The sequence below is a fragment of the Pandoraea nosoerga genome (genome assembly GCF_902459585.1).
Lineage (GTDB): Bacteria > Pseudomonadota > Gammaproteobacteria > Burkholderiales > Burkholderiaceae > Pandoraea > Pandoraea nosoerga.
The window spans coordinates 1-26297 of the sequence record NZ_CABPSC010000009.1; the positions used below are offsets into that span (position 1 = coordinate 1).

Genomic DNA, 26297 nt, shown 5'->3' on the forward strand with positions numbered 1-26297 from the left:
CCAGACGCGGATCGGCCAGATTGACGTAACGGCGCACGAATTCCGGTGCGTTCGGATCTTGCGGGGCGAGGGCCATGCCAACTCCTTGATGCTCGGTAATGTCCTGAAACTGAACTTCGATTCTCTTGAAAACAATCCGGGCGACGTCTCGCCGCCCGATGGCAAGCGCTCAGTCGCTCACCAGGTCCTGCAACCGGAAACTCGCGATCCGGAAAATCTGGCGCAGGCACTCCTCGATTTCGTCGGCCCGGCTGTTCTCTAGCCGCTTCGCGAAGTTCTCGATGATGCTGCTGCGCGTATGCCCACGCACTGCCAGAATGTACGGAAAACCGAACTTGGCCTTGTACGCGTCGTTGAGCTCGGTGAGCCGCGCAAATTCCTCCGTGCTGCACTGGTCGAGACCCGCCCCCGCCTGCTCGCGCGTCGATTCGGCCGTCAGCTCGCCGCGCACCGCGGCCTTGCCGGCCAACTCGGGGTGCGCGCGAATGAGGTCGAGCTGCGGCCCCTCGCCCACGTTGATGACGGCCTGGCACATGGCGTCGTGCAATGCCGCCACCGTGGCGAACGGTCGGTCCTCCCAAGCCGCTTCGGCCACCCACGGGGAGTGCTCGAAAATGCCGTCGAGCGCGGCCACGAACTCGGCACGCGGCAACGCCGAAAGCTCGGCAACGGTACGTCGGGTCATAGGCAACGGGGCGTTCATTGACTGCTCTCCTGCAGAACATGGTGGCGCCCCGCCGCACGTACTCGCGCAGCCCGATGACGCCTGTCGGATTCAATCTGCTTTGACCGCCCGCCGTTTTCCCGGACGCGGCAGTCGCTCTCAACATCTCAGGCCGCCACGAACGGGTGGCGCTCCTGCCAGTGGCGCGCCACGTCGATCCGACGGCACACCCACACACGATCGTGCTTCTCGATGTGATCGAGAAAGCGCTGCAACGCCGCGAATCGGCCCGGACGGCCCAGCAGCCGGCAATGCATTCCGATCGACAACATCTTCGGCGCCTCGTCGCCCTCGGCATACAAGACGTCAAACGCATCACGCAGATAGTGGAAAAAGTGATCCGCCGTGTTGAAACCCTGCGGCGCGGCAAAGCGCATGTCGTTGGAATCGAGCGTATAGGGCACGACCAGATGCGGCTTCACTTCGCCTCGGCTCGTCTGCACCTGCGTCCAGAACGGCAGGTCGTCGCCATAGTTGTCGGAGTCGTACACGAAGCCGCCGTGCTCGACCACCAGCCGGCGCGTATTGGGACTGTCCCGGCCCGTGTACCAGCCCAGCGGCGCGCTGCCCGTCATCTCCTTGAAGATGTCGATGGCAATGCGCATGTGCTCGCGCTCGGTCGCCTCGTCGATGTTCTGGTAGTGAATCCAGCGCCAGCCATGACACGCGATCTCATGTCCGAGCTCCTGGAACGCGGCCGTCACCTCGGGATGACGCTGCATCGCCATCGCCACGCCGAACACGGTCAGCGGCAGACCACGACGCTCGAACTCGCGCAGGATTCGCCACACGCCGGCACGCGACCCATACTCGTAGATCGACTCCATGCTCATGTGACGCGCCTCATACGCTGCCGCGCCAATGATCTCGGACAGGAACTGCTCGGACGCCCGGTCGCCATGCAACACGCAGTTCTCGCCGCCCTCTTCGTAGTTCAATACGAACTGCACAGCAATGCGCGCACGCCCCGGCCAGTCGGCAAACGGTACGTGGCGGCCATAACCGACGAGGTCACGGGGATAGTCCTTGGCACTTCCGATGTTGCTGGCCATGATGTCCTGGCATCCTTCTGGTAGCGAAACGATCGATGAAGTTTAGCCAAATCCCCGAGCGCTAAACATAGCCATAATCAGATAGTCAGGCTGCGGCCAGACGTATAGTCACTTGCGCAATGCACCATTTTTCGTCGCATTCGCTGCATTCCGCTGCATTCCGTCCGCATGTCGCCCGCCCGGCCGCCCCTCACCGCGCCTTCACCGCCCCTCACCGCCCCTCACCGCCCCCCACCGCTCTGTCGCCAGCCCCTCGCCCGTGGTGTTCAGCGACGGCATTGCGCACCGCCACGTCCGCCACATGGACGCGTTCGAGCGCTCAAACCCGGGCAAAGGCCGCCCCCCGACGGCAAATTTCGACGAAAACCGCGCCCCGTAAAAAAGCACGCCGGGCCGTCGACTCGGCCCGGCGTGCCCCGGCATGGCAATGCGCTCGGTTTCCCGGCCTTCGGCCGGCCGCTCAGCTCGCGATATAGGGATATCCCGTGAGCGTGAGCGTGACCTGGGCTCCCGCCGTCTGCAGCCTCGCCTGTCCGCCGACCGGCAAGGTCAGCTTGTCGCGACAGTGGCCGAACGGCATATCGGTCACGATCGGGATGCCAACGACTCGCCGGACGTTCTCGATCATGGCCGCCATGTCGTAACCGTTGTCGTAGTCGCTCACGCGGTATTCGGAGAAGTCTCCCAGCACCAGGGCGCGCTGGCGCGCCAGAATTCCCGTCTGGTGCAACTGGTAAATCATCCGCTCCACCCGGTAAGGCGGCTCGTTGACGTCTTCGACGAACAGCACGCCGCCCTCGACCCTCGGCAAGTACCGCGTGCCGATGAGGCTGCACACCATTGCCAGGTTGCCGCCCCACAAGGGGCCCGCCACGTCGATGTCGCCGCTCGCCCCGTCGCCCGTCCATCCGACACTATGGCTGGGCGCGCTCAACACCGACCGGAACTGGCCGAGCGTAAAGTCGCTCGGCGTCTCGGCACCGAAGTCGGCCAGCAACATGGGCCCGGCGAACGTGGTGAGGTGCGCCTGCGACAGCAACGCGAGTTGCAGGGCCGTGAAGTCGCTATGGCCCACGATCGCTACCGGCGTTCCCGATAGCCGACGATGCAACCCCTCGTAGTCGAGGTGATCGAGCAGATGCACCGCCCCATAGCCGCCGCGCACGGCCAGCACGATGTCGGGCAACGGACGGTCGCCCCGCGCCAGTTGATTGATCTCGGCCACGCGCTCCGCGTCGGTGCCGGCAAAGCGCAAATAGCGACGCGCGAGCGCCTCGCGATTGCTGACGTTGTAGCCGAGCCGCTCGAGCATCTGCACGCCCCGCTCGGCCACTTCGGCGTTGGGCGCGTAGCCCGAAGGGGCAATCAGTTCGACAAGCCTGTTTTGCATCAGTTGGGGGATTCCGGAGTTGGGATTGCACCGGCGCCACCCGACTCGGACGCCGCCGGCGAGCGGCGCGCCTTCGCCGCCGCGCGCCGCTCACTGAAGAATTGTTGAAGCACGCCAACGCACTCATCGCGCATGAGGCCGCCGACGACTTCGGCATGATGGTTCAGACGGGGTTCCGCAAACAGGTCGACCACGCTGCCGCACGCGCCCGTCTTGGGATCGGCCGCCCCATAGACGACCCGCCTGATACGCGCGTGCATGATCGCGCCCGCGCACATGACGCACGGCTCGAGCGTCACGTACAACTCGCATTCGGGAAGCCGGTAGTTGCCCAAGGCCTGTGCCGCCGCGCGAAGTGCCTGCATCTCGGCGTGCGCAGACGGGTCATGGCCGCCCACCGGACAGTTGTGGCCCACGGCCACCACCCGCCCGTCGCACACCACCACGGCGCCGACCGGCACCTCGCCCTTTGCCATCGCGGCGCGCGCCTGCGCCAGCGCTAAGCCCATGTAGGTCTCGTCGGTCGGAGGTAAATCTCGATTCATGAAACGTTGACGAAAAGCCGCCGTCCGCAGCCATCCCCGCAGGGCCGGCAACGCACGGCGCAATTGGCCGCTGTCGGCAATGCGTTATTCTCGCACGGCAGCCGTTACCGTTCACTTCATGACGCCATGGCCGCATCCGCGTCCGGCATGCCGCGCTTGCGGTACAGCACGAGCGTGGCAATCAGCCCGCACACGGCCGCGAAGGTCATCCACCAGCCGGGCGCCGCCTTGTTGCCCGTGAGCCCGATCAGGCCTGTCGCCACCGCCGGCGTGAAGCCACCGAACAATGCCGTCGCCAGGCTGTACGCCAGCGAAAAGCCCGCGGTGCGCACGTCGACCGGCATAATCTCGGTCAGCGCCACGACCATCGCGCCGTTGTAGCTGGCGTAGAGGAACGACAGCCACAACTCGACCAGCAGCATCTTGCCGAAGTTCGGCTGCACCACGAGCCATGCCATCGCGGGGTAAGCCGTCAGGATGGTCAGCACGGTAAACGCGATCAGCAATGGCCGGCGGCCGACTCGGTCGGACAACGCTCCCATCACCGGCAGCCAGAAGAAGTTCGACACGCCGACGCAAAAGGTAACGACGAGCGCATCGGTCGTGGAGAGCTTCAGCACGGACTTGCCGAAGGTCGGCGTATATACGGTGATGAGGTAGAACGACACGGTGGTCATGGCCACGAGCATCATGCCCGCAATGACGAGCCCCCAGTTTTGCACCATCGACCGGAATATCTCGCCCGTTCCCGGACGGTGCTTGCGCGCCAGAAACGCCTCTGTCTCCTGCAACGAACGCCGGATCATGAACAGCACCGGCACGATCATGCAGCCGATGAAGAACGGCACGCGCCAGCCCCAATCGGCCACCTGCGCCGGCGTGAGCCACTTGTTGAGCCAGTACCCGAGCAGCGCTGCCACGATGATCGCCACCTGCTGGCTGCCCGACTGCCAGCTCACGTAAAAGCCCTTGCGGCCCGGCGTCGCCATCTCGGATAGGTAGACCGACACCCCGCCCAGCTCCACGCCCGCCGAGAACCCCTGCAACAGCCGGCCGACAAGCACGAGAAACGGCGCCGCGTATCCGATAGTCGCGAAGCCTGGCACGAAGGCGATCAGGATGGTGCCCATCGCCATGATCGACAGCGTGACGATGAGCCCCTTGCGCCGGCCGATCCGGTCCACATACGCGCCAAGGATGATCGCGCCCAAGGGCCGCATCAGGAAGCCCGCGCCGAACGTCATGAAGGTGAGCATGAGCGACGCGAACTCGTCGCCCGACGGGAAGAACGTGGCGGAAATGTAGGTGGCGTAAAAGCCGAACAGGAAGAAGTCGAACATCTCCATGAAGTTGCCGCTGGTGACGCGAATCACCGTGGCAATCTTGGAGGGAGACGAATGCGGTACCGACGCGGGATTTGCGGGGCTGGCAGCCATGGTGCGTTCACCTCACCGGACGTGATGCCGCCCACGATAGCACCTGAGGTAAGGCGCGCGCATCAACTTTTCGCCAACGCCCGCCCGCCGCCGCTGGCTCGCTCAGTCCCAGGCCGGGGCGAGCGACGCCGGATTGGCCTGCCGGTCGTTGCGATCGAGCGTGGCGATCCGCGCCATCTCGTCGTCGCTCAGGCGCAACTCGCGCGCCTTCATGTTGCTCGCCAGATGCTCGCGCTTGGTCGACGACGGAATCACGGCATAGCCCTGCTGCATCGCCCACGCCAGCGCGACCTGCGCCGTGGTCGCACCATGCGCCTGGGCAATTCCGGCGAGCACCGGATCGCCCAGCACCTTGCCATAGGCGAGCGTCATGTAGGACGTCAGCGCAATATCCTGCGCGCGGGCAAACTCGGCAAGCTTGCGGTTCTGCAAATACGGGCTCAACTCGACCTGGTTGGTGGCGAGCTCGCCCGGCCCGACGATGCCCATAGCCTGCTGCAACAACGCAATCGTGAAGTTGGACACGCCGATGGCACGCGTCAGGCCCTGCTCGCGCGCCTCGCGCAATGCACCCAGATATTCGGCCATCGGCACGGCGTTGCCCGGCGACGGCCAGTGAATGAGCGTCAGGTCGACATGATCGGTGCCCAGCCTGGACAGGCTCTCCTTGAGGCTCGGAATCAGCTTGTCCTGCGCGAAATTGTCCACCCAGATCTTGGTCGTGAGGAACAGCTCGTCACGCTTGACGTTCGATACGGCCAGCGCTCGGCCGATGTCGGCTTCATTTTCATAGATCTGCGCCGTGTCGATGGCGCGGTACCCAAGCGCCAATGCGTTGGTGACGGCGTCGAAAACGGTCTGGCCCTTCAGGCGAAACGTGCCCAGGCCGAAGGCGGGAAGATTCATGGCTACCACTCCTGTCGAAAACGTCGCACAAGCCGCTCAACGTCGGTTGAACGGTGCGACCCAAAACCACAGTGTGTCGAATTCCCACGAGCGGCAGAAGTCCCCACAAACGCACAATATTCGTGCCGTGAATTCACAAATGGAATGAACTTGATACACCCACGGAGCCAATCCGCGGTGAGGCGAACGCGCTCAGAGCGTGGCGCGGGAAAGGAAGCTGCTGTCCAGTCGTGCCAGCGCCTTGATTTCGTTGCGCGTGGCGAGGATGTGGGCTTCGAGCAGCGAAACGACCGCGCCGACGTCGCGACGCCGGCATGCCGCCAGGATCTCGTAGTGGTCGTGCTGCGGCTTCTCCTTGCCGGTGGCCTGCGACATCGCGAGGTGCGAGTACCGATCGGTGTTCAGGCAATACTCCTCGATGAGCATGCGCAAACGCCGGTTGTTCGCGGGCGCCGAGAGCGCCAGGTGGAAGCGCCGGTTGTATTCGGCCCACGCCGACACGACTTCCGAGGCCGAGTAGTCGGCCAGGATCTGTTCCATTAGCTGGAAGTCGCGTTCGGCCATGTTCGGCACCGCCAGCTTTGCCGCGTGGCATTCGAGCGCCACGCGGATGTCGAGCAATTCGCACAACTGCTCGAGGTTCATGCTCGCCACGGTTGCGCCGCGGTTCAGGTGATGCGTGACCAGCCCCTCGGCTTCGAGCTGCCGCAAGGCTTCGCGCACGGGAACGCGGCTGGCCTGGAAACGCTCGGCCAGCGCTTCCTGACGCAGTTGATACCCACCCGGGAGCACGCCGCTCAAGATCTCGTCTCGGAGCGTGTCGCGGATGGCCTGATGGCGGGCTTGGGGTCCGGGAGTTCGCATGGCGCGATTAGAGCACACTTCGCGGCGGCACGCGCCTTACCTGCCGGCCCGCGCCTCGGCCAGCGCAATGCTCAGGTGCGCGACCTTTTTCTTGAGCGCGTCGCGCTCCGCGCTCACCGCCTTGAGCTCGCGAGCCAGACGGGCAAGCTCCTGCGCGGGATCGGCGCTCGTGTCCCACGGCGGCATGCCGTCGTCCTCTTCCGGCTCGACCGCTTCCTTTGCCTTGCGCGGCTTGGCGGGACGCGCCTCGCGGACCTGGCGCGCCAGCTCGCGCAGTTCCTGCTTGCCGGCCGCGACGGCCGCGACCTGCGCCGCTTGCGGCAACGTCGACACGGCAGCCGCTGCGTTGATCGACACGTCGCCGCGCTTGACCGCCTCCACCAGTTCGGGCGCGGCGGCGTTATGGATCCGCTCGATCTGTCCGAGCGTGTTGCTCGACAGGCGGGCCGCACGGGCAAGCGCCGCCCGCGTGAGCGCCATGGTGTGCGCCGTGGCAGCCTTCGCGCTGTCCTTCGGGGCGTGCGCGTCGGTCGATGCGACCTCCCCGGCGGCCGGCGGCGCCGTGGCAATCGCGGCCGTGCGCGCTTCCAGGATGGTCTTCTTGCGCAGCGCCAGGACCCCGCGCTGGTAATCCGACACGCTGCGACGCCCGAGGTGATTGTCGATCATCCACAGATGGACGTCCTCCATCGAGCGGAATGTCGTGTTCTGCACCGTCCGGAATTCGATGCCGTGCTTGCGGCAGATTTCGTAACGGTTGTGCCCGTCGACGAGTACGTCGCCCCAGAGGACCAGGGCGTCACGGCACCCTTCGGCCAACAGACTTTGCTCGAGTGCGGCGTATTCGTCAGGCGTGAGCGGGTCGATGTACGCCTTGAGTTCTTCGTTGATCTGGACTTGGACTGTCATGGTGTTCTGTGACGATGCTGCCGTGCGGCGACGCTGCACGCAGCGTGCCCGGTGAGGGCAGCAGAGAAACCGTTGCAGGCGGCATTATCGCCTGAGTTGTTGTCGCCGCGTTTTCGCCTGAGCCGTTGTCGCCCGAGTTGGCGAACCGGGGCGCCGAAGCGCCCATGCAAGACGCGATGTCGCGCGGGCGGGAATGCGTTCGGGCCTTGCGCGAGGGCCGCGAGCGGTTGCCGACGCGTGCGGCGGCGCAAGCCCTCACGACAACACGCCGTGATCGGTGAGGAACGCCTGAATGCGTGCGAGGCGCGCGACGGGATCGGCCATGCCGAGCAACGTTTCCTTCTCGTGCGCGGGCAGCGGCAGCAGTTCGGCCCACCGGTCGGCGACCCAGCCGCACTCGTCGAGGCGGTAAGGCGGCGCCAGCGGCAACTTCGCAGCGCGTGCGGGATCGCGCTGCAGCCCCGCGATCAACTTGCCGAGCGTGTCGGCACTAATCTGCAGGCCGTCCGGGATCTCGACGGGCGCGTCGTCGGGCAGCATCTCGGCCTCGCCCATCCATAGCCCGTATTTACCCGGCTGCGCGCATGAAAGCCGGAACTTGGTCGTGCCGCGGCACACCAGTTCGAGCAGCGCGGGCATCGGCGCGCGCCAGTCGTCGATGCGCGCCATCGTGCCGACCATCGCCGGCTCCTCGACGCTATCGGGCAGCCTCACCTCGCTGCCCTGGCGCAAGACGACGACACCGAATTCGGTGCCGTCGGCAAGGCATCGCTTGATCATGTCGAGATAGCGCACCTCGAAGATGCGCAGATGCAACACCCCGGCGGGAAACAGGGCGTTGCCAAGCGGGAAGAGCGGGATCTGGGCCATGCCGTATCATGACACGAAGTCAAACCCCACACGCGCCGATATCGGGCCACCCGGCCGATTCCCGGGCGAACCGTTCGATCAGGAAGTCGAGCAGCGCCCGCACCCGCGGCACCATGTAGCGCGTGCGATGGCGCACGGCATACACTCCCGGCTCCTTCGCGATGTAGTCCGAGAGCAGTATCTTCAGCCGGCCGGCACGGACGTCGTGCGCCGCATCCCAGAGCGTCTTGCGCACGATGCCGCGTCCGTCGAGCGCCCATCGGCGCGCAAGCGTCCCGTCATTCGTCTCCCAGGCCTGCGCCATCGGCACGGTAAACGCCCACGTCGCCTCGCCCTTGCGGAAGTGAAATTCATTGAGCGGCCCCGCCGACGTCACCAGCACGATGAACTGATGCGCCGACAAGGCCTCCGGCGTGTGCGGCTCGCCATGCCGCGCGAGATAGTCCGGCGACGCGCACAGCACCCGGCACATCGGCGCGAGGCGCCGCGCCACGAGCGTGCCGTCGTCCGGCTCGCTGAAGCGGATGGCGAGATCGACGTCGTCCTGCACCAGATTGGACAGCGAATCGGTCAGCGTGAGCGACAGGCGCACGTCCGGATGACGCGCGATGAACTCGTCGAGCCACGGTGACAGCGTGTGCAGCCCGAAGTCGGTCGACGCCGATAGCCGGATCTTGCCGCGAATCGCCGCACAGCCCGCCTGCAGCGCCGCCTCGCCATCATCGATGGCCTGCAGGGCCACCAGGCAATGCGCGAGGTAGACCCGCCCCTCGTCGGTGAGACGCAATGCGCGCGTCGTTCGCACGAAAAGACGCGTCTGCAGCGACGCTTCGAGCTTGGCCAGACGCGCGCTCGCCGCCGCCGGCGAAAGGCCAAGCCTGCGCCCGGCGGCCGACAGGCTGCCCAGTGTTGCCGCACTCGTGAAAAGCCGCATGTCGCCCAGTCTGTCAGTGGCCATTTTCTATCTGGATTTGAAAGTCATTCAATCTCACGACGGATTATCAAATATAGCGCGCGTTGGCAGACTACGTCACGTCGCCCCGGCCCGGGGCTTTCATTGGCAATCATGACCATGTCTTCTCCCTGCTCTCGCGCTACCTGCGTCGCGTCATCACAACGCGCCAACGCTGCCCGGACTGTCCCGGCTGCCGGCCCGGACGCGGGCAGCGAGGCCATGCCATGGGCTTCGCTCGTCGCGCTCATGCTCGCCACCTTCTGCGCCGCTGCCAACGAGACCGTGCCCGCCGGCTTGCTCCCGCAACTGGCCGACGGCTTTGCCGTCTCCGAATCGTGGGCGGGCCAACTCGTCACGCTGTGCGCGCTGGGCGCCGGCCTCGGCGCCGTGCCGCTCACCGCGCTGCTGCAACGCTGGTCGCGGCGCACGGTGCTCATCGCCGCCCTGCTCGGCTTCACCGCGTGCAATCTCGTCACCGCGTTCTCGACGCATTTCGCGATCACGCTCGCCGCGCGCTTCGTCGTCGGTCTCGCGACGGGCCTCGCCTGGAGCGAGATCGCGACGTATGCGCGTCGCCTCGTGAGTCCGGCGCGGCAAGGACGTGCGCTGGCTGTCGCGATGCTCGGCGTGCCGCTCGCGTTGGCGCTGGGTGTACCGATGGCCGCCCTGCTGGGCCACATGATCGGTTGGCGTTGGGTGTTCGGCGGGCTCGGCGCCTTTGCGCTCGTCCTCGCTGGCTGGATGCGATGGATCGTGCCCGACGTGCCGGGCGCCGCGCCAGGCACACGCGCCCCGGTTGGCGACGTGCTGCGGCTGCCGGGCGTGCGTGCGGTCCTCGCGGTCGTGATGCTGTGGGTGGTCGCGCATTACACCCTCTACACGTACATCGCACCGTTTCTCGCGTCGGCCGGCATGGGCGAGCGGCTTGCCACGGTGCTCTCGACGTTTGGCGTGTTCACGCTCGTCGGCTTGTGGGGAATCGGGCTGTGGGTGGACCGTTGGCTGCGGCGGCTCGTGCTGCTGGCGCTCGCGGCGTTCGTTGCCGTGATCGTCGCCTTCGGGGCGTGGCCCACGTGCCGGGTCGTGCTTGTCGCCGGGGCCGTGCTGTGGGGGCTGAGCTTCAGCGGCGCGCCAACGTTACTCCAGACGGCGCTCGGCAACGCGGCCGGCGCGCACGAGAACGTCGCGCAATCGATGCTCGTCACCGTGTTCAACCTGTCGTTCGCCGGCAGCGGCGTTCTCGGCGGCGCCGTGCTCTCGACCCTGGGGGCGGCTGCGCTGCCGCACGTACTGCTGCTCCTCGCGATCGCCGCATGGGGCGTCGCCTACCTTGCGCGCCGGCACGGGTTTGTACAGCGCGCCGGGCATTGACCGGTTCTCACCGCGCGCGCCCGCTTGCGCCCGCTTGCGTCCGCCGGTTCGCGGCGCGCGCCTGCCGCAGGAGCCAGCCCTGGATGTTCGCAATCTGTGCCGCATGGCGCGTGCGGCGCGGATACACGAGGTAGAAGCCAGCACCGGTGCGCAACGCCGTGTCGAAGAGTCGGATGAGGTGCCCCGCCGCGATGTCGGCAGCCACGAAATCCTGGTGCGCAAGCGCGAGCCCCTGGCCGGCAAGCGCTGCGTCGATCGCCAGCGCCGTCTGGTTGAAGCGGATGTTCTTGGCCGCATGCAGCGGGGCGTCGGGCATGGCGCGCTGGAGAAATTGCGGCCAGGCGTTGTGCGCATCGTGCAGCAACGCGTGCCCGTGCAGGCCGGCCTGTCCGGGATGTCCCGACGCGGCAATGACCTGCGGCGACGCCACGGCGATCTGCACCTCGTCGAACAGCGGCTCGACGACCAGACCGGCACCGAACGGCGGCCGCCCATAACGCACGGCGAGGTCCACGGCATCGGCCTGGAAATGCGAGAGCCGGTCGGTGGCGAGAATGCGCAGATCGATATCCGGATGCGTGTCGAGAAACGCCGGCAAACGCGGGACCAACCACTTGGCGGCAAACGTGGGCGTCACGCTGATCGTCAGCCGCAGCGGCTCGGGACGCAGCGCCTGCGTCGCCTCCGTGAGCAGTTCGAAGGCGCGTCGCACGCCCCCGGCATAACGGCGCCCGTTCTCGGTCAGGGACAGCGCACGCGGATGCCGCTCGAACAGTTTCATGCCGAGCTCGGCTTCGAGCGCGCGGATTTGCTGCGCGACCGCGCCTTGCGTCACGCCAAGCGCCTCGGCGGCAAGCCGGAAGTTCAGATGTCGGCTCGCCGCCTCGAAGGCGCGCAGTGCGTTGAGCGAGGGCAGTCGGCCGATGGTTTCCGTCATGGTGCGATCACGGTGTAGTTTTTCTACTGGATGATGTGTCGAAATCTGGTGCCCGTGGGGTGCGCTGCGATGTTACGCTGCTGCCCATGGATTTCTCATTGACGACAAGCGCCGGCGCGCCTGTGAGCGGATGCCGGCTTTCCCGGAGGATAGCAGCATGACAGTAGAAAAAGTCGCGTTGATTACGGCAGGCGGCAGCGGAATGGGCGCGGCAGCGGCACGGCGTCTGGCCGCCGACGGCTTCAAGGTCGGCATTCTGTCGTCGTCAGGCAAGGGCGAAGCCCTGGCCAACGCATTGGGCGGCGTGGGCGTGACGGGCTCGAACCAGTCCGGCGAGGCGCTGGCCAGGCTCGTCGACGCCGCTATGGCCCGCTGGGGACGCATCGACGTGCTGGTCAACAGCGCCGGGCACGGTCCGCGCGCACCGATCCTCGACATCACCGACGAGGACTGGCACCGCGGCATGGACACGTATCTGATGAACGTGATTCGTCCGACGCGGCTCGTCACGCCGATCATGCAGAAGCAGCGCGCGGGCGTGATCGTCAACATCTCGACGGCGTGGGCGTTCGAGCCGAGCGAGATGTTCCCGACGTCGGCGGTGTTCCGCGCCGGATTGGCCTCGTTCACGAAGCTGTTCGCGGACAAGTATGCGCCCGAGAACGTTCGCATGAACAACATCCTGCCGGGCTGGATCGACAGCCTGCCGCAGCAGGAAGCGCGCCGCGAGCGCGTGCCGATGCAGCGCTACGGCAAGGCCGAGGAGATCGCGGCGACAGTGGCGTTTCTCGCTTCGGACGGCGCTGGTTACATCACCGGCCAGAACATTCGGGTCGACGGCGGACTGACGCGCTCGGTTTGAGCGACAGCACGGGGCCGAGCGTGACAGGTCCTGGCTGGCGCGGCGTGCGTCTCGAGTCCGATGGCGCCCGGGCCGGGCGTGTGGCGGCCCTGACCCGCGCGGCGCCTCGAAACGAGGCGGATATGGGCGCACCACAGGCCGGGATGTCACGGAATATCGGACCGGGCTCAGAGGGTCTGTAGAATCATGCATCGATTCGCATTGACCCATGTCGCGATCGCGTGGCGCGAATGCTTGCACACCGATCGCCGACGAACCCCGACCCCTGCATGCAGACCGTAGCAATCCTCGACTTCGAAACCACGGGCCTGTCGCCCGCCCAAGGCGAGCGCGCAACCGAGATTGCCGTCATCCTTTGGCGCGACGGCGAGATCGTCGATCGCTATCAAAGCCTGATGAATGCCGGCCGGCGGATTCCGTCGGACGTCGCGGCGCTGACGGGCATCACGAATGACATGATCGCAGCGGCGCCGCCCGCATCGAAAGTGATGCGAGAAGCCGCGGCGTTTGTCGGCGCGTGCCCGGTCGTCGCGCACAACGCCGGCTTCGACAAACGGTTCTGGCAAGCTGAATTGGCTTTACTCGGCATGAGGGCCGATCACGCGTTTGCATGCACCATGCTCACGTCGCGCCGCATCTACCCGCACGCGCGCAATCACCGGCTCTCCAGCCTTGCGCAGATGCTGTGCCTGCCGCAAACCGGACGCGCCCACCGGGCAATGGTCGACGCGGAAATGACGACACACCTCTGGCACCGTTTGCAGAACGACATCGGGCGCACGTATGGGCTCGCATACGTGGACCATGCGCTGATCTCGCGCGTGCAGATAACGAGCAAGGACAAGGTGCCCGCCATGCTGCGGGCGTTGGCGCAGTGCTGCTAACGTCTCTCTCGTCTGTCACGCCTGTCACGTCGGTTACGTCTGTCGGCCGGTTGACAACGGGGACAGCGCGGCGTCCATGCAAAGCGGCGCACGGGCTTTGCGCGCCTTACGCGTCAACCCGTTCGAGATCGGCAATCAGACCCGGCCCCGTGGGGTTCCAACCCAGCGTTTTCCGCGTCTTCTCGCTCGAGGCCACGAGATCGAGGCCGGCGAATGTCGCCAACCAGCCGAAATGCGCCGGCGCCTCCTGCGCGGATATGGATCTGACGGGTACGTTTAACGCGCGGCCGATGGCATCGGCAATATCGAACATCCGCACCCCTTCTTCGGCCACCGCGTGATATTTCGCGCCCGCTTCGTTCTTCTCCAGCGCGAGCCGGTAAAGACGAGCGACGTCGGAGATGTGCGCCGCTGCCCAGCGGTTGCGTCCTTCTCCGACATAGGCGGACACGCCCTTCTCCCGCGCCACGGCAACGGCATAGGTCAGAAGCCCTTGCCGCGCCGTATCGTGAACTTGAGGAAGACGCACGATCGCGGCACGCACGCCCTCGAGCGAGAGCGCCGTCTGTTCAGAGACGCGGGGAAGCGGGTAATCAGGCGGCACGTCGTCGTCCTCGGTAGCCACCCGGCCCTGCCCGGTCAATCCGGCCGTACCCGCCGTGACGATGAGAAGCTTGTCCGACCCCGCGAGGACGGAGCCCAATGCTTCGATGGCGTGGCGATCGATCTCGCAGGACCGGGCGAAGTTCGACCAGTCGTGAACGAAACCCAGATGGATGACGGCGTCGGCCGCCGCTGCGCCGGCGCGCAGGCTGTCGACATCTTCGAGCGAGCCGCGATGAACCTCCGCGCCGATGGCCGCGAGGGATTTCTCGCCTTGCTCCGAACGCGCCATGCCAAGCACCTCATGGCCGGCAGCGATCAGGGCCTTTACGGTGGGAATGCCAACAAATCCGGTCGCACCGGTAACGAAAACACGCATGATCCGATCTCCAAGTTTTGCCTGGAGACAAATCTAGGTGCTACAGCTATCCTGGTAAAGTAGTGACGTTATCATATTAAGGTGATTAACAGGCTCCAAATGCAGCAGGCGAACGAAAACCTTCTCGGGGCATATTTGCGGGACAGGCGCATGAGGCTCGATCCCGCGGCACTCGGCTTTCCCGCGGGGCGTCGGCGCACGCCGGGACTGCGCCGTGAGGAAGTGGCACAGCGCGCCCATATCAGCCCCACCTGGTACACCTGGCTGGAGCAGGGTCGCGGCGGCGCCCCCTCGGCCGATGTACTGGACCGGATCGCGCAGGCGCTGATGCTGACGGACGTCGAGCGCGAACACCTCTTTCTGCTCGGCCTTGGGCGACCGCCCGTGGCACGCTATCAGGAGAAGAATGGCGTCACGCCTCGTCTGCAGCGCGTCCTCGACGCCCTCGAGCCGAGCCCGGCTCTCATTCGCACGGCCACCTGGAACGTCCTGGCCTGGAATCGGGCAGCCACTGTCATGTTGGGCGACTATGGTTCGCTGCCACCGCATCAGCGCAATGTGCTGCGCACCATCTTCCTCGATCCGCGCGCCCGCGCCTTGCAGTACGACTGGGAGAGCGTGGCGCGCCACGTCATCGGTGCATTCCGCGTGGACGCCGCGCGTGCCGGCGCGGCAACGGAGGTGGAGCCTCTCGTCGACGAACTCTCGCGGCTCAGTCCCGAGTTCAGAGCGATGTGGCGAGACAACGACGTTCGCGAAATCCAGGGAGAAGCGATCAAACGGATTCGGCATCCGGTGCTCGGCCCGCTAGCGTTCGAATATTCCACCTTCTCGGTCGACGGCCGGACCGACCTCAGCATGTGCGTCTACAATCCCGCAACGCCCGCGGACGTGGAGAAGATCGCATCGCAGATCGGTTTGATGCCACATGGAAGTACTCAGCCACTGCCGCATCCTGCGACCGGCGCGCCGCTCACCTCGCCATAGAAACGGGCGTGGCCGGGGGGTGCACAGCTTGCCCGACAATGCCAGTCAGCGAATAAAAAAGCCCGCAGTGGCGCGGGCTTCGAGGGTGATTCGGCGTTTGGCATCCGATTCAGGCCGGATGCGGGATCACTCCCACTCAGTTATCAATAGGAAGAAAAAGCTGTTTTAAATCAGAGTATTGAAACAGACAGATCCGCCAATACACGAAAAATACCATGGCGAACCACCGGCTCGCTCATCAGTGACGCAGACGCGCAGCGGTGTCGATTTATCTTCTTCAGACGCCATTGAGTCAAAAGAACTTGCTCCGCACAGCAGGACAACAGAGATCCGGCCCCGTCATCTCCCACCCATCTTTCGTTTATTGCGTTTTTCGTTTATTTCGAATATGCTAGACTCTGAGATTGCTTCACAGCCCAGGAACTAGCCATGACCACCACTGCCCCAACCAAGATGACGCTGCCCGCCGAACGGGAGGTCCAGGCAGCCGTGCAAGGTCAACGCGCCTTGGCGGCCTACTTGGCAACGCGCTTCGAAACACAACACATCCAGATCTTCGATGACCGGAACCAGGCCCATCAGGTGGAGTTGCCTACCTCCGCGCTGCGTTTGCTGGTCGATATCCTGGCCGAGTTGGCTGGTGGCAATGCCGTAAGAGTCGTACCCGTCCATGCGGAGCTGACGACCCAGGAAGCTGCGGACATGCTCAACGTCTCCCGCCCTCATCTGGTCAAGCTGCTGGAGGATGGCGTGCTGCCGTTCCATCGAACGGGGAAGCATCGCCGAGTGCGGTTCGCGGACCTGATGCAGTACAAGGATGCACGCGATCGTGCTAGCGAAGAAGCCATGGCCGAACTCGCCCGCCAAGCTCAGGAATCAGGCATGGGGTACGAATGAGGCACTCCCCCTTCACTGTCATCTTCGATGCCTGTGTTCTCTATCCCGCGCCGCTGCGCGACTTTCTGATGTGGCTAGGGTTGTCGGGACGGTTCCGTGCTCGCTGGAGTCGCGACATTCATGAGGAGTGGAAACGCAATTTGCTACTCAACAGGCCTGATCTGACACGTGCACAGGTGGATCGCACTTCAGACCTGATGGATCGCGCAATCCCCGATGGTTTGGTAGATGGGTATGAAGATCTCATTGCAGGGTTGACTCTGCCCGACCCCGACGATCGCCATGTTCTCGCTACGGCCATCCGCTGCGGTGCCAGCGTGATCGTGACCTTCAATCAACGGGATTTTCCAGCGGACGTGCTCGCTTCCTACGGAGTTGAATCTCAACATCCCGACGAGTTTGTGGAGAATCTCTTTGACCTTGATGCAGCAGCGGTGGTAGCCGCCGCGCAGCGACAGCGGGCGCAACTCAAGAATCCGCCTATCGACGTCGATCGCTATCTGGAGATCCTATTTCGGCAAGGACTGGTTCAGACGACCAAAGCCTTAGCGACCTATTGTTCCATTCTCTAACATCGCAGCTCAACGCGGCCCATCAGGCGCCTGCCGTAGCCGAAGAATGGGAAACCTGTCAAATTGGAGAGAATTGAGTTGGCTATTGATTGGACAAATGCCTCTGAAGGCATCGAAGTAGCGGTGGCAGCAACGGCTCAGGAATTTATTGACGCTCTTCGTCCATCCAATTCCCATTGGTGGGAAGGTGCATCTTGCCCGTGGGTTTTTCGGGGCCACGCATACGAGGAATGGCAGTTATTACCTTCTGCTTGGCGCCCGTCGAATACCATCTTGAACAACAGTATTACTGAAGCGACGCGCCGCTTTGACGCTGTGCAGCCGACGCAAAATCTCAACTGGTTTTGGCATCCCAACTACTGGTCCGGTTCCGCTGCATTTGGCCCACGCGATGCCGAGCTTAGTAGGCTCCTAACAATCCAAACCACTGCCGAATATTTGCCAGTGTGGGACTTCATCAGCAGGTGTGATGAACTGGGAATGCCGGTACCGATGACAAATCTCGGACCGGATCCAACTACCAATCCAGATTGGTTGGCGGATCCTCGCAATCCGATATTTGGCGACGAATTCCTGCGCTTCTCAGATTTGCCGGCTGCCTTGGCTCTCGCACAGCATCATGGGATACCTACACGTCTTCTTGACTGGACACGAGATCCGATGGCCGCCGCATTCTTTGCCGTTGAGCCATTGCGGGTTGCAAACGCTGGAGCACATCTGGTCGTTTGGGCATTGCACAAGAGCCATGCACAGAGAGTTTCTATCGAAGGAGTCAGATTCCCCAATGCACCAAATGGCGCCCCACGATTTGATCCCACCATCGCAGTCGTCAGGCCATCTACTCGCGACAACCCGTTCTTAGCTGCTCAGGCTGGGCTGTTCACGACCATTAGCAGGTCTGGCATTTATTTTATGAAATCAGGTGGTAAACGGCCTGGCATTGAGGAGTTTGTTTCTGAGGCCAACCCGGCCATCACGGTACTTAGGAAGCTTAGATTGGCACATGAGCATTTAGCCGACTTAATAGAGATTCTTCGCCGTGAGAATATATCCCGATCTGCACTCATGCCCACCATGGATAACGTGGCGCAAGACGTTCGAACGAAATGGACACAGCAAGAAGTGATGGATTGAACCATCGCGCGCCGCGAAAAACGAAGTCAATGCTAAGGCGGGTCTCGATACCATGTTGGGATTGTGCTCCAATGCATGGTATCGGCGTTTTTCCCTTGGTACACCCTCCACGCACCATGAAAAAGACCATTGATGATGTGGAAGACATAGTTATTGAAATTAAATTTCAACATTTAAATCAATAAATTATAAAACCCCCTCACTCCCATTCGATCATAAACAGCCATACATATTTCTTACGGATCAGTACGTTAGAAAACCACCTGGCGCCAACGCCATGAACAATACCATGCTCAACTTCATGGCGCTTGAGGGACGCCAAGGCTTCATGGCAACCTCGCAGCGCTCTGACGCTGCCGAACGCCGTCCGCCCAAGCCGCCAATGCATCGATCTCTGTCGTCAGTGCGATTTCCACCAATTTGGGCCTTTGAAGGCCGAACGGCTAAGTGCCTGCAATCAAACTCAGACCAATCGCACGATCACATTTTGACCGCCCCCCGGCTGCCATGGCTCAAGTACGCTCGATTCTGCGCTCAGAGCCCCATCGGCCGCAGCTCTCGAACCAGTTCGATCAAAAGACGTAGACCTGTCGGCACCTGACGCCGGCTCGAATAGTAAATGTGCAATCCATCGCCCATTGGCGCCCATTCCGGTAACACCAGCCGCAGCCGGCCCTCCGCGACGTAGGGTGCTACGAGCGGTTCCGGGAAGTACATGAGACCGACGCCGCCGAGGACGGCGATCAATCCCGTTTCGGCCAGATCGACGGTGATCGACGTCGGGACGGCAACCTGCAGCTCCTCGCCATCGCGCTCGAATTCCCATCGGTAGATCCGGTCGTCGCCGAGCCGGTTGCTGATACACCGATGCTGAAGCAAATCGTTGGGATGCTCGGGAACACCGAACCGACCAAGATATTCCGGAGACGCCGCCACCACCCAACGAATATTGGCCGACAGCCTTTGGGCGATCATGTCCTCCGGGACCGTGCCGCCGTAGCGAATGCCGGCGTCGAAGCCCGCGTCCGTAACGTCGACCATGCGATTGCTGGCGACGATATCCAGCTCAACGTCCGGGTAGCGCTCCACAAAGGCAGGCAGCACCGGAGCCAGCAGCAGATTGGCCGCCTCTACGGCGACGTTGAGGCGGATCCGTCCGGTCGGCGCGTCGCGAAATCGGTTCAGCGTCTCCATAGCCGTGTCGATGACCTCGAACGGCTGGCCAATCGCCGAGGCGAGGGATTCGCCGGCGGCCGTGAGCGTGACGCTCTTGGTCGTGCGGTTCAGAAGTCGCACGCCGAGCCGGCTCTCCAGAGCCTTCAAGGCATGACTGAGGGCAGACGCGCTTACGCCGATCTCGATCGCGGCACGGCTGAAGCTGCGGTGCCTGGCGATGGCCAGAAAGTATGTCAGGTCTGCAATATCGGCGCGATTTGTCTGCATATTACCCTCTGTCGTCGGTGCCATTCATTCTACGTCCCCGTGTTTGAATTCCTGCATGTCGCTCGATTGGAAGGACACAGGCTCCTTGCCTCGTGCGCCGGCCATGCCATGAGAACCAACTTGCTCTCTATGCCGGCTCGCGATCGGGCGGGCCCCGCAGCCACAGCCCTCCGGATGCGAAGACCGAGTCGGCACACCCGGTTGCTTCGCCCATCTCAGCACGAAACACTGCTGAATTGCCCTCACAGGTCCATGCAACAGACCCTGGTAACGAAAGCGTCGATTCCGCGTTAGGGTTCGTTACCGAGACTGTCTCCAGTCAGCTCATAGAACTTTGTGCCGGCCGGATGTGTTGAGCGATTAATTCCTCACTCGACACTTCACCGTGAAACGTCTTTTTAAGAATGGCGAAAGGAAAAATGTTATGCAATACGCTCATCTCGGCCGTTCGGGCCTGAAGGTCAGTCGTCTGTGCCTCGGCACCATGAATTTCGGCGAGATGACCGACGAGCCAACCAGCTTCCAGATTTTGGACGCGGCCATGGAGGCCGGCATAAACTTCGTCGATACCGCCGACGTCTATGGCGGTCCCCAGTCTCCTGACATGGAGAAGGGTTTCGGTCTGTCCGAGGAGATCATCGGGCGCTGGATGGCCAAGCGCGGCAGCCGCAACGATATCGTGCTGGCGACCAAGGTCTATCAGCCGATGGGCCTCGGCCCGAACGACCGTCACCTGTCGGCGCTGCATATCCGGCGCGCCTGCGAAGACAGCCTGCGGCGTCTGAAGACCGATCACATCGACCTCTATCAGATGCACCACATAGACCGCTCCACGCCCTGGGAAGAAATCTGGCAGGCGATGGAGCTTCTGGTCCGGCAGGGCAAGGTCATCTATGTCGGCAGCAGCAATTTCGCGGGCTGGGACATTGCGACGGCGCAGGGCGCGGCAGACCGGCGCAATTTCATGGGGCTCGTGGCGGAACAGAGCCTCTACAACCTCTCAGCCCGTACCGTCGAACTGGAGGTGATTCCGGCCTGCCGCCACTATGGCCTCGGCCTCATCCCCTGGAGCCCGCTCGGCGGCGGCCTGCTCGGTGGTGTGTTGAAGAAGGCGGCATCAGGACGCAGAGCGCGTCCGGCGATGAAGGAAGAGATCGAGCGCTATCGCCCACAACTGGAGGCGTATGAGGCGCTTTGCGACGATCTTGGCGAACGGCCGGCCGACGTCGCCTTGGCGTGGCTGCTTCACAATCCCGTCGTGACGGCTCCGCTTGTCGGGCCTCGCACGGTCGACCAGCTCACCGAGACGCTGCGCGCGACGGAAATCTCGCTCTCTGAAGACACGATGAAGTGCATCGACGAGATCTGGACCGGCCCCGGCGGTGAAGCCCCGCAAGCCTACGCCTGGTAATCGTCGTCAGCGATCAAGCCGCGCAGTTCACGACATTGGAAACAAATGAAGTCGGAAGGTTTCGGCTCTCCGATCTGATGAACAGTGCGGGCTTTTGCCTTCCGATCACCGAAAGAGACGATGATACTCGCCAGACGCTCTCTCGGTTTTATGAGCGCTCCTCAAAGGTCCATGCAGCATTCCAAGGGTAACCGTGACCCCGGCACCGCAGTAAATTTCACAATGATGGCGTGAACAGTAAAGACGGTGCCAGATGAATCGACGCGATTTTTTGAAAGCCGAGTTGGCGCTCGCCGCCACAGTCGGCAGTGGATTGCTCACTGTCAGCACAGCGCAGGCAGCCGATAAGCCGCATAGAACCGCGATCAAGACGCTGCTGATCGCTTCCCACCCCTATCCTGAGCGATCGGTCACGATCAAGGGATTGCAGCAGGCGGCCGAGAGCGTCGACGGCGTAACCGTGCGGAATCTGGAAACCATCTACGGTTTCGACACCCGTGCCATCAAGGCCGGGACGAGCGCGAACTCACCCGGCGGCATGACCGGATCGGGTCCCTGTTCCCGACCCACTGGTTCAACATCACGCCGATGCTGAAAGCCTACCTGAACGACGTGTGGGGCAGCGTCGGTCCGGGCTTGTGGGAGGGCAAGGAAATGCTCGTGGTCACGACCGCGGGCGGCGGCGCTTCGACTTACGGCCGGTCGGGCAGGATCGGCACGGATCTGGCGGACGTCTTTTGGCCGATGAAAGCCAGCGCCTTGCATTGCGGCATGACCTATCTGCCGCCGCTGGCGTTCCAGGCGGTCACGGCGACGGAACTGCCCCAATACCAGCAGCGGTTGGTCGAACGGCTTCAAAGCTGAAGCCACGCCATTACCGCAAGCGCGAAAATTCGCTCAAACCTGTCAAAGGAAGGAGAACCGCAATGACGCATATCCCCGCGCAGGACGAACCAATGTCCGTTCGCGGCGTCACGAGCCGCCGCACCGTCCTCGGGGCTGGCCTCGGGCTTGCCGCAGCATCGTTCATGAACGTCGGGAGTATTTTCGCTCAAGGCACGGGCTCCGGCGGTGAGAGCCAGAACGCCGCAATTCCAAAAAGGGAGAAGTCCATGGACAGCCGCAAACTTGGCAATCTGGAGGTGTCCGCCGTCGGCATGGGGTGCCTGCCGCTAGTCGGCTACTATGGCAACGGACCGCGCGACCGCAAGTCGAGCATTGCTCTGATCCGGGCAGCGTTCGAACACGGCGTGACGTTCTTCGACACCGCTGAAGTCTATGGGCCGCATCTGAGTGAAGAGTTTGTCGGTGAAGCGCTGGCACCGGTCCGCGACCAAGTCGTCATCGCCACCAAGTTCGGCTTCGGTGTCGAGGAGGGCCAGCCGACGGCGCTGAACAGCCAACCAGATCATCTGCGGCGCGCGGTTGACGGGTCGCTCAAGCGCCTGAAGACAGACCATATCGATCTGCTCTACCAGCACCGCCCCGATCCAAACGTGCCAATCGAGGACGTTGCCGGTGCGGTCAAGGATCTGATCCAGGCCGGCAAGGTGAAGCATTGGGGACTGTCGGAAGCCAGTGCCGCCACCATCCGCCGCGCCCACACTGTCCAGCCGGTCAGCGCAGTGCAAAGCGAATACGCGATCTGGTGGCGCGAGCCGGAGACCCGGATCTTCCCGACGCTGGAAGAACTTGGCATCGGCTTCGTGCCCTATTGCCCGGTCGGCCGCAGCTTCTTCGCCGGTGCGGTCAATGCCGCCAGCCGCTTCGATCCGACGGATCGCCGCCACAATCTCCCGCGCTTCGCGCCGGAGGCACTGGCGAAGAATCTCGCCCTATACGAATACGTCCGCGGATGGGCGGAGCGGAAGAGCGCCACGCCGGCGCAATTCGCCCTGGCCTGGGTTCTGGCACAGCGGCCCTGGATCGTCCCGATCCCGAGTACGACGCAGTACATGCACCTGGCCGAGAACGTCGGCGCGCCGGCCGTCCGCCTGAGCGCTGACGAGCTGCGCGAATTCGACGCCGGCGCAACCAGGATCACCCTGATCGGTGGCCGCGCCGATCCGTTCACCGAAAGCCAGTTCGACCACGCCACTTAAGGGACGCCCGCCGTCGACGGCGGGCTTTTCCCTCGTTGCACACGGCCTCTCAAGCTGGAATTCACAACCCCAAACACCGGGAGACCGACATGAAACGCATTACCGCAACCGTCTTAGGAGTTATCATCATGACAACGACCGCACATGCACAGCAGCCCAATACCGAAGGTCGCCGCTTCTCACCGGATCAGGTTCGCTCCGTCGCGCCGGCGCTCGAGCACTACACGCAGGACCGCCTTTACGGCGACGTCTGGAAGCGGCCGGGCCTGAACCCGCGCGATCGCAGCCTCGTCACGATCGCGGCGCTCATCGCGCGCGGCGAGGCCGGTGCGCTCACCTACTATGCCGATCAGGCGCTTGAGAGCGGCGTGAAGCCCGCCGAGATCTCGGAGACCATCACGCATCTCGCCTATTATTCCGGCTGGGGCAAGGCGATGGCCGCCATCGGCCCGGTTAGCGACGTCTTCGCCGGGCGCAATATCGGCGCGGACCAGCTCCCGAAGGTCGACCCCAAGCCCCTGCCGCTCGACGAGAAGGCCGAGGCCGACCGCGCGACGCGCGTCGGAGACCAGTTCGGCAGGGTCGCGCCGGGTCTCGTCCAATACACCACGGACTATCTGTTCCGCGACCTGTGGCTGCGCCCGGACCTTGCGCCGCGCGATCGCAGCCTGATCACGGTTGCTGCGCTGATCTCCAGCGGCCAGGTCGAGCAGATCACCTACCATCTCAATCGCGCGATGGATAACGGGCTCACCGAAGAGCAGGCCGCCGAAGCCATCACCCATCTGGCCTTCTACGCCGGCTGGCCCAATGCTATGTCAGCGCTGCCGGTGGCGAAGACCATCTTCGAGAAGCGACGCGGCTGATGCGATAGGGGTGGCGCTGCCAGAAGCTTCGCCACCCCGCACCCAATCGGTTGGGTTTGTGAGCGGCGCTCAAAACAGCATGAACGTCGCGGCCGCTAATCAGCAAAGGTTTTGATTGTTAGACTTCCGCCAATGTTTCCGATCATGCGTCAAACGGAGCATTCGCCAGAGAAAAACAAATGGAAGGCGCGCGCACAGGTGACGCCATGTCGATGACCCGGAGAACAATTCTATTCGCGGCCGCCTTCTCTCTCGCCAGCGCCGCCTATAGCCAATCCGCACAGAAGACCATGAAGATCAAATTCACGCTCAGCGGCACGCCTGTCGTCGCCGTGCTGGAAGACAACGCCACCACGCGCGATTTCCTCGCCCTGTTGCCGCTCAAGGTGAAGCTCGAAGACTTCGCCGCGACCGAGAAGATCGCCTATCTGTCATCGAAGCTCAGCACGAAGGACGCGCCTTCGGCGATCGTTCCCAAGGCTGGCGACGTTACCTATTACGCACCGTGGGGCAATCTCGCCCTGTTTCACAAGGATTTCCGCCGTTCGCCCGAACTCGTGAAGCTCGGCCGCATCGTCGAAGGCTTCGACGCCCTCAAGGTCGCTGGCACCGCGGAAATCACAATCGAGCGCGCTGACGCGCAATGAGCGAGCAACCCCGCCAATAAAGGAAAACCGTCATGACGACATGGCCCAGGGACGAACTCGAGCGCATCACCACTTCCGACGATCTGCACATTGCCCCGTTTCGGGAGGACGGCAAGACCTATGGCACGCTGACCTGGATCTGGTCGGTGGTGGTCGACGGCGAGCTTTATGTGCGCGGCTACAACGGGCAGAAATCGCGCTGGTATCAGGCCGCGATCCGGCAGCAGGCCGGGCGCATCACCGTCGCCGGCATGACGAAGGAGGTTGCGTTCGCGCCCGTTGGCGGCACGATCAACGACCGGATCGATGAAGCCTATCGCCAGAAATACAGCACCAGCCCCTACCTCGCGCCGATGATCAGCGCCCGCGCCCGCGCGGCGACGGTCCGCGTGACGCCGAAAGAGTGAGGAGATTCACCATGCAAAAGCGCAAACTCGGGCAGGGGCTTGAAGTCTCGGCACTCTCGCTCGGCTGCATGGGTTATGGCAAGGCCCGCGACATACCGGACCGGCCGCAGATGATCGCGCTGCTGCGCGAGGCGGTCGATCTCGGCATGGACTTCTTCGACACCGCCGAGGTCTACGGCCCGTGGACGAATGAAGAAATGGTCGGCGAAGCCTTTGCCGGCCTGCGCGACAAGGTGAAGATCGCCACCAAGTTCGGCTGGGACATCGATCAGGTCACAGGCGAGCATCGCGGCGGCGTCAACAGCAAACCGGCTCAGATTCGCAGCGCCGTCGAAGGTAGCCTGAAACGGCTCGGGACCGATTATATCGATCTTCTCTATCAGCATCGCGTCGATCCGGACGTGCCGATGGAAGACGTTGCCGGCACGGTGAAGGACCTGATCGCGGCCGGCAAGGTGCGCTATTTTGGCCTGTCCGAAGCGAGCGCGCAGTCGATCCGCCGCGCCCATGCCGTGCAGCCGGTAGCGGCCCTCCAGAGCGAATATTCGCTGTGGACGCGCGAGCCCGAAGCTGAGGTCATTCCGACGCTGGAAGAGCTTGGCATCGGCTTCGTGCCGTTCAGCCCGCTCGGTAAGGGTTTCCTGACCGGCAAAATCGATGTGAACACGACCTTCAGCGACAACGACTTCCGCGGCCAGATTCCGCGGTTCGCGCCAGCGGCGCGCGAGGCCAATCAGGCGCTCGTGGCACTGATCCGCTCCGTCGGCGAGCGTAACGGCGCGACGCCGGCGCAAGTGGCGCTGGCGTGGATCATGGCGCAGAAGCCCTGGATCGTGCCCCTGTTCGGAACGCGCAGCAGCGAACGGCTGCGGGAGAACGTCGGCGCTTTGTCGGTGACGTTTTCGCCGGACGACCTGCACCAGGTCACCATAGGTTCGGCGGCTATCAAGATCGAAGGCGAGCGTTATCCGGAAGCGATGCTGCGGCGCTCCGGATTGTAAGAAGCGAAGACGCCCGGGGAAGAACAATGCATGGCCATGTCCCAGCGGTCGGGGTCGCCGACCGATCGCTCTCCTGAAGGCCGATGCAGTGGCAAAAGGTCATGTCTGAGCCGAATCCAAGCCGTATTGCACATGCGCTTGAC

28 protein-coding genes are annotated in these 26297 nt (G+C 63.6%); 15 read left to right on the top strand and 13 right to left on the bottom strand.

All coding sequences use genetic code 11. The features are described 5' to 3' along the window. Positions 1–169 precede the first annotated feature (169 nt). The 10 genes from uraD to PNO31109_RS12545 form a co-directional block, all read right to left on the bottom strand. Positions 170–703, bottom strand: coding sequence for a 2-oxo-4-hydroxy-4-carboxy-5-ureidoimidazoline decarboxylase (gene uraD / locus PNO31109_RS12500; protein WP_370750191.1), 534 nt, complete (start codon positions 701–703; stop codon positions 170–172). Between the two features lie 128 nt (positions 704–831). Continuing rightward, entirely contained in the window at positions 832–1776 is a 945-nt protein-coding gene (gene puuE, locus PNO31109_RS12505; RefSeq protein ID WP_150555843.1) for an allantoinase PuuE, read from the bottom strand. A gap of 460 nt (positions 1777–2236) precedes the next feature. Beyond that, on the bottom strand, positions 2237–3169 hold the full coding sequence (gene ldcA, locus PNO31109_RS12510; RefSeq protein ID WP_150555844.1) for a muramoyltetrapeptide carboxypeptidase: 933 nt from the start codon (positions 3167–3169) through the stop codon (positions 2237–2239). Further along, positions 3166–3711, bottom strand: a complete 546-nt coding sequence (tadA, locus tag PNO31109_RS12515) for a tRNA adenosine(34) deaminase TadA (RefSeq protein WP_150556006.1) — start codon at positions 3709–3711, stop codon at positions 3166–3168. Before tadA ends, ldcA begins: the two co-directional genes overlap by 4 nt. 116 nt (positions 3712–3827) lie before the next feature. After that, entirely contained in the window at positions 3828–5147 is a 1320-nt protein-coding gene (locus PNO31109_RS12520; RefSeq protein ID WP_150555845.1) for an MFS transporter, read from the bottom strand. Between the two features lie 102 nt (positions 5148–5249). Then, positions 5250–6053, bottom strand: a complete 804-nt coding sequence (gene dkgB, locus PNO31109_RS12525) for a 2,5-didehydrogluconate reductase DkgB (RefSeq protein WP_150555846.1) — start codon at positions 6051–6053, stop codon at positions 5250–5252. A 192-nt stretch (positions 6054–6245) separates the two neighbouring features. Next, a complete protein-coding gene (locus PNO31109_RS12530; RefSeq protein ID WP_174966374.1) occupies positions 6246–6917 on the bottom strand; it encodes a GntR family transcriptional regulator in 672 nt (223 codons plus the stop codon). 36 nt (positions 6918–6953) lie between these two features. After that, positions 6954–7826 carry a ParB N-terminal domain-containing protein gene (locus tag PNO31109_RS12535; protein WP_150555847.1) on the bottom strand — a complete coding sequence of 291 codons (873 nt, stop codon included), beginning with the start codon at positions 7824–7826 and terminating at the stop codon, positions 6954–6956. Positions 7827–8081: 255 nt separating this feature from the next. Next, entirely contained in the window at positions 8082–8696 is a 615-nt protein-coding gene (locus PNO31109_RS12540) for an LON peptidase substrate-binding domain-containing protein (protein WP_150555848.1), read from the bottom strand. Between the two features lie 19 nt (positions 8697–8715). After that, the gene (locus tag PNO31109_RS12545) at positions 8716–9654 is read right to left on the bottom strand and encodes a LysR family transcriptional regulator (protein ID WP_150555849.1); all 939 of its coding nucleotides are present in this window, start codon (positions 9652–9654) and stop codon (positions 8716–8718) included. A gap of 216 nt (positions 9655–9870) precedes the next feature. On the opposite strand from PNO31109_RS12545, the gene PNO31109_RS12550 reads away from it, so the two are divergent. Then, entirely contained in the window at positions 9871–11022 is a 1152-nt protein-coding gene (locus PNO31109_RS12550) for an MFS transporter (RefSeq protein ID WP_150555850.1), read from the top strand. Between the two features lie 7 nt (positions 11023–11029). Here PNO31109_RS12550 and gcvA read toward each other — a convergent pair whose 3' ends face one another. Next, a complete protein-coding gene (gcvA, locus tag PNO31109_RS12555; protein ID WP_174966375.1) occupies positions 11030–11959 on the bottom strand; it encodes a transcriptional regulator GcvA in 930 nt (309 codons plus the stop codon). Positions 11960–12116: 157 nt separating this feature from the next. On the opposite strand from gcvA, the gene PNO31109_RS12560 reads away from it, so the two are divergent. Together PNO31109_RS12560 and PNO31109_RS12565 are read left to right on the top strand one after the other, a co-directional pair. Then, entirely contained in the window at positions 12117–12821 is a 705-nt protein-coding gene (locus PNO31109_RS12560; RefSeq protein ID WP_150555851.1) for an SDR family oxidoreductase, read from the top strand. 269 nt (positions 12822–13090) lie between these two features. Then, complete coding sequence (locus PNO31109_RS12565; protein ID WP_150555852.1) at positions 13091–13705, top strand: 3'-5' exonuclease; 615 nt, start codon at positions 13091–13093, stop codon at positions 13703–13705. Between the two features lie 106 nt (positions 13706–13811). Here PNO31109_RS12565 and PNO31109_RS12570 read toward each other — a convergent pair whose 3' ends face one another. After that, positions 13812–14687: an SDR family oxidoreductase gene (locus PNO31109_RS12570; protein ID WP_150555853.1), complete on the bottom strand. Its 876-nt coding sequence runs from the start codon at positions 14685–14687 to the stop codon at positions 13812–13814. Positions 14688–14786: 99 nt separating this feature from the next. Between PNO31109_RS12570 and PNO31109_RS12575 the strand changes: the two genes are divergently transcribed. The 4 genes from PNO31109_RS12575 (at position 14787) to PNO31109_RS12590 (ending at position 18277) form a co-directional block, all read left to right on the top strand. Then, positions 14787–15674, top strand: a complete 888-nt coding sequence (locus tag PNO31109_RS12575; protein ID WP_150555854.1) for a helix-turn-helix transcriptional regulator — start codon at positions 14787–14789, stop codon at positions 15672–15674. A 429-nt stretch (positions 15675–16103) separates the two neighbouring features. Beyond that, positions 16104–16571, top strand: a complete 468-nt coding sequence (locus PNO31109_RS12580; protein WP_150555855.1) for a helix-turn-helix domain-containing protein — start codon at positions 16104–16106, stop codon at positions 16569–16571. Further along, a complete protein-coding gene (locus PNO31109_RS12585) occupies positions 16568–17143 on the top strand; it encodes a PIN domain-containing protein (RefSeq protein WP_150555856.1) in 576 nt (191 codons plus the stop codon). Before PNO31109_RS12580 ends, PNO31109_RS12585 begins: the two co-directional genes overlap by 4 nt. Positions 17144–17221: 78 nt before the next feature. After that, on the top strand, positions 17222–18277 hold the full coding sequence (locus PNO31109_RS12590; RefSeq protein WP_150555857.1) for an FRG domain-containing protein: 1056 nt from the start codon (positions 17222–17224) through the stop codon (positions 18275–18277). A 534-nt stretch (positions 18278–18811) separates the two neighbouring features. Here the strand turns inward: PNO31109_RS12590 and PNO31109_RS12595 are convergent. After that, positions 18812–19720 (bottom strand): LysR family transcriptional regulator, encoded by a 909-nt coding sequence (locus tag PNO31109_RS12595; RefSeq protein ID WP_142098515.1) that lies wholly within the window; start codon positions 19718–19720, stop codon positions 18812–18814. Between the two features lie 424 nt (positions 19721–20144). On the opposite strand from PNO31109_RS12595, the gene PNO31109_RS12600 reads away from it, so the two are divergent. From PNO31109_RS12600 to PNO31109_RS12630, 8 genes are all read left to right on the top strand, one after another. Next, entirely contained in the window at positions 20145–21131 is a 987-nt protein-coding gene (locus tag PNO31109_RS12600) for an aldo/keto reductase (protein WP_150555858.1), read from the top strand. Positions 21132–21384: 253 nt separating this feature from the next. Next, positions 21385–21726: a twin-arginine translocation signal domain-containing protein gene (locus PNO31109_RS22040; protein ID WP_206111302.1), complete on the top strand. Its 342-nt coding sequence runs from the start codon at positions 21385–21387 to the stop codon at positions 21724–21726. Next, positions 21687–21995, top strand: a complete 309-nt coding sequence (locus tag PNO31109_RS22045; protein WP_241013948.1) for an NAD(P)H-dependent oxidoreductase — start codon at positions 21687–21689, stop codon at positions 21993–21995. Before PNO31109_RS22040 ends, PNO31109_RS22045 begins: the two co-directional genes overlap by 40 nt. 248 nt (positions 21996–22243) lie before the next feature. Beyond that, positions 22244–23233, top strand: coding sequence for an aldo/keto reductase (locus tag PNO31109_RS12610; RefSeq protein ID WP_206111308.1), 990 nt, complete (start codon positions 22244–22246; stop codon positions 23231–23233). Between the two features lie 89 nt (positions 23234–23322). Beyond that, on the top strand, positions 23323–24099 hold the full coding sequence (locus tag PNO31109_RS12615; protein ID WP_150555860.1) for a carboxymuconolactone decarboxylase family protein: 777 nt from the start codon (positions 23323–23325) through the stop codon (positions 24097–24099). Positions 24100–24389: 290 nt separating this feature from the next. Continuing rightward, positions 24390–24746, top strand: coding sequence for a cyclophilin-like fold protein (locus PNO31109_RS12620; RefSeq protein WP_142098529.1), 357 nt, complete (start codon positions 24390–24392; stop codon positions 24744–24746). 32 nt (positions 24747–24778) lie between these two features. Continuing rightward, positions 24779–25153 carry a DUF2255 family protein gene (locus PNO31109_RS12625; RefSeq protein WP_142098532.1) on the top strand — a complete coding sequence of 125 codons (375 nt, stop codon included), beginning with the start codon at positions 24779–24781 and terminating at the stop codon, positions 25151–25153. 11 nt (positions 25154–25164) lie between these two features. Next, positions 25165–26154, top strand: coding sequence for an aldo/keto reductase (locus PNO31109_RS12630; protein ID WP_150555861.1), 990 nt, complete (start codon positions 25165–25167; stop codon positions 26152–26154). Positions 26155–26297: the final 143 nt, after the last annotated feature.

Bases quoted from the DNA above. Each gene is read 5' to 3' on its own strand.
- uraD (WP_370750191.1), bottom strand. From the start codon at position 703: ATGAACGCCCCGTTGCCTATGACCCGACGTACCGTTGCCGAGCTTTCG.
- puuE (WP_150555843.1), bottom strand. From the start codon at position 1,776: ATGGCCAGCAACATCGGAAGTGCCAAGGACTATCCCCGTGACCTCGTC.
- tadA (WP_150556006.1), bottom strand. From the start codon at position 3,711: ATGAATCGAGATTTACCTCCGACCGACGAGACCTACATGGGCTTAGCG.
- PNO31109_RS12520 (WP_150555845.1), bottom strand. From the start codon at position 5,147: ATGGCTGCCAGCCCCGCAAATCCCGCGTCGGTACCGCATTCGTCTCCC.
- dkgB (WP_150555846.1), bottom strand. From the start codon at position 6,053: ATGAATCTTCCCGCCTTCGGCCTGGGCACGTTTCGCCTGAAGGGCCAG.
- PNO31109_RS12530 (WP_174966374.1), bottom strand. From the start codon at position 6,917: ATGCGAACTCCCGGACCCCAAGCCCGCCATCAGGCCATCCGCGACACG.
- PNO31109_RS12535 (WP_150555847.1), bottom strand. From the start codon at position 7,826: ATGACAGTCCAAGTCCAGATCAACGAAGAACTCAAGGCGTACATCGAC.
- PNO31109_RS12540 (WP_150555848.1), bottom strand. From the start codon at position 8,696: ATGGCCCAGATCCCGCTCTTCCCGCTTGGCAACGCCCTGTTTCCCGCC.
- PNO31109_RS12545 (WP_150555849.1), bottom strand. From the start codon at position 9,654: ATGGCCACTGACAGACTGGGCGACATGCGGCTTTTCACGAGTGCGGCA.
- PNO31109_RS12550 (WP_150555850.1), top strand. From the start codon at position 9,871: ATGCCATGGGCTTCGCTCGTCGCGCTCATGCTCGCCACCTTCTGCGCC.
- gcvA (WP_174966375.1), bottom strand. From the start codon at position 11,959: ATGACGGAAACCATCGGCCGACTGCCCTCGCTCAACGCACTGCGCGCC.
- PNO31109_RS12560 (WP_150555851.1), top strand. From the start codon at position 12,117: ATGACAGTAGAAAAAGTCGCGTTGATTACGGCAGGCGGCAGCGGAATG.
- PNO31109_RS12565 (WP_150555852.1), top strand. From the start codon at position 13,091: ATGCAGACCGTAGCAATCCTCGACTTCGAAACCACGGGCCTGTCGCCC.
- PNO31109_RS12570 (WP_150555853.1), bottom strand. From the start codon at position 14,687: ATGCGTGTTTTCGTTACCGGTGCGACCGGATTTGTTGGCATTCCCACC.
- PNO31109_RS12575 (WP_150555854.1), top strand. From the start codon at position 14,787: ATGCAGCAGGCGAACGAAAACCTTCTCGGGGCATATTTGCGGGACAGG.
- PNO31109_RS12580 (WP_150555855.1), top strand. From the start codon at position 16,104: ATGACCACCACTGCCCCAACCAAGATGACGCTGCCCGCCGAACGGGAG.
- PNO31109_RS12585 (WP_150555856.1), top strand. From the start codon at position 16,568: ATGAGGCACTCCCCCTTCACTGTCATCTTCGATGCCTGTGTTCTCTAT.
- PNO31109_RS12595 (WP_142098515.1), bottom strand. From the start codon at position 19,720: ATGCAGACAAATCGCGCCGATATTGCAGACCTGACATACTTTCTGGCC.
- PNO31109_RS12600 (WP_150555858.1), top strand. From the start codon at position 20,145: ATGCAATACGCTCATCTCGGCCGTTCGGGCCTGAAGGTCAGTCGTCTG.
- PNO31109_RS22040 (WP_206111302.1), top strand. From the start codon at position 21,385: ATGAATCGACGCGATTTTTTGAAAGCCGAGTTGGCGCTCGCCGCCACA.
- PNO31109_RS12610 (WP_206111308.1), top strand. From the start codon at position 22,244: ATGGACAGCCGCAAACTTGGCAATCTGGAGGTGTCCGCCGTCGGCATG.
- PNO31109_RS12615 (WP_150555860.1), top strand. From the start codon at position 23,323: ATGAAACGCATTACCGCAACCGTCTTAGGAGTTATCATCATGACAACG.
- PNO31109_RS12620 (WP_142098529.1), top strand. From the start codon at position 24,390: ATGAAGATCAAATTCACGCTCAGCGGCACGCCTGTCGTCGCCGTGCTG.
- PNO31109_RS12625 (WP_142098532.1), top strand. From the start codon at position 24,779: ATGACGACATGGCCCAGGGACGAACTCGAGCGCATCACCACTTCCGAC.
- PNO31109_RS12630 (WP_150555861.1), top strand. From the start codon at position 25,165: ATGCAAAAGCGCAAACTCGGGCAGGGGCTTGAAGTCTCGGCACTCTCG.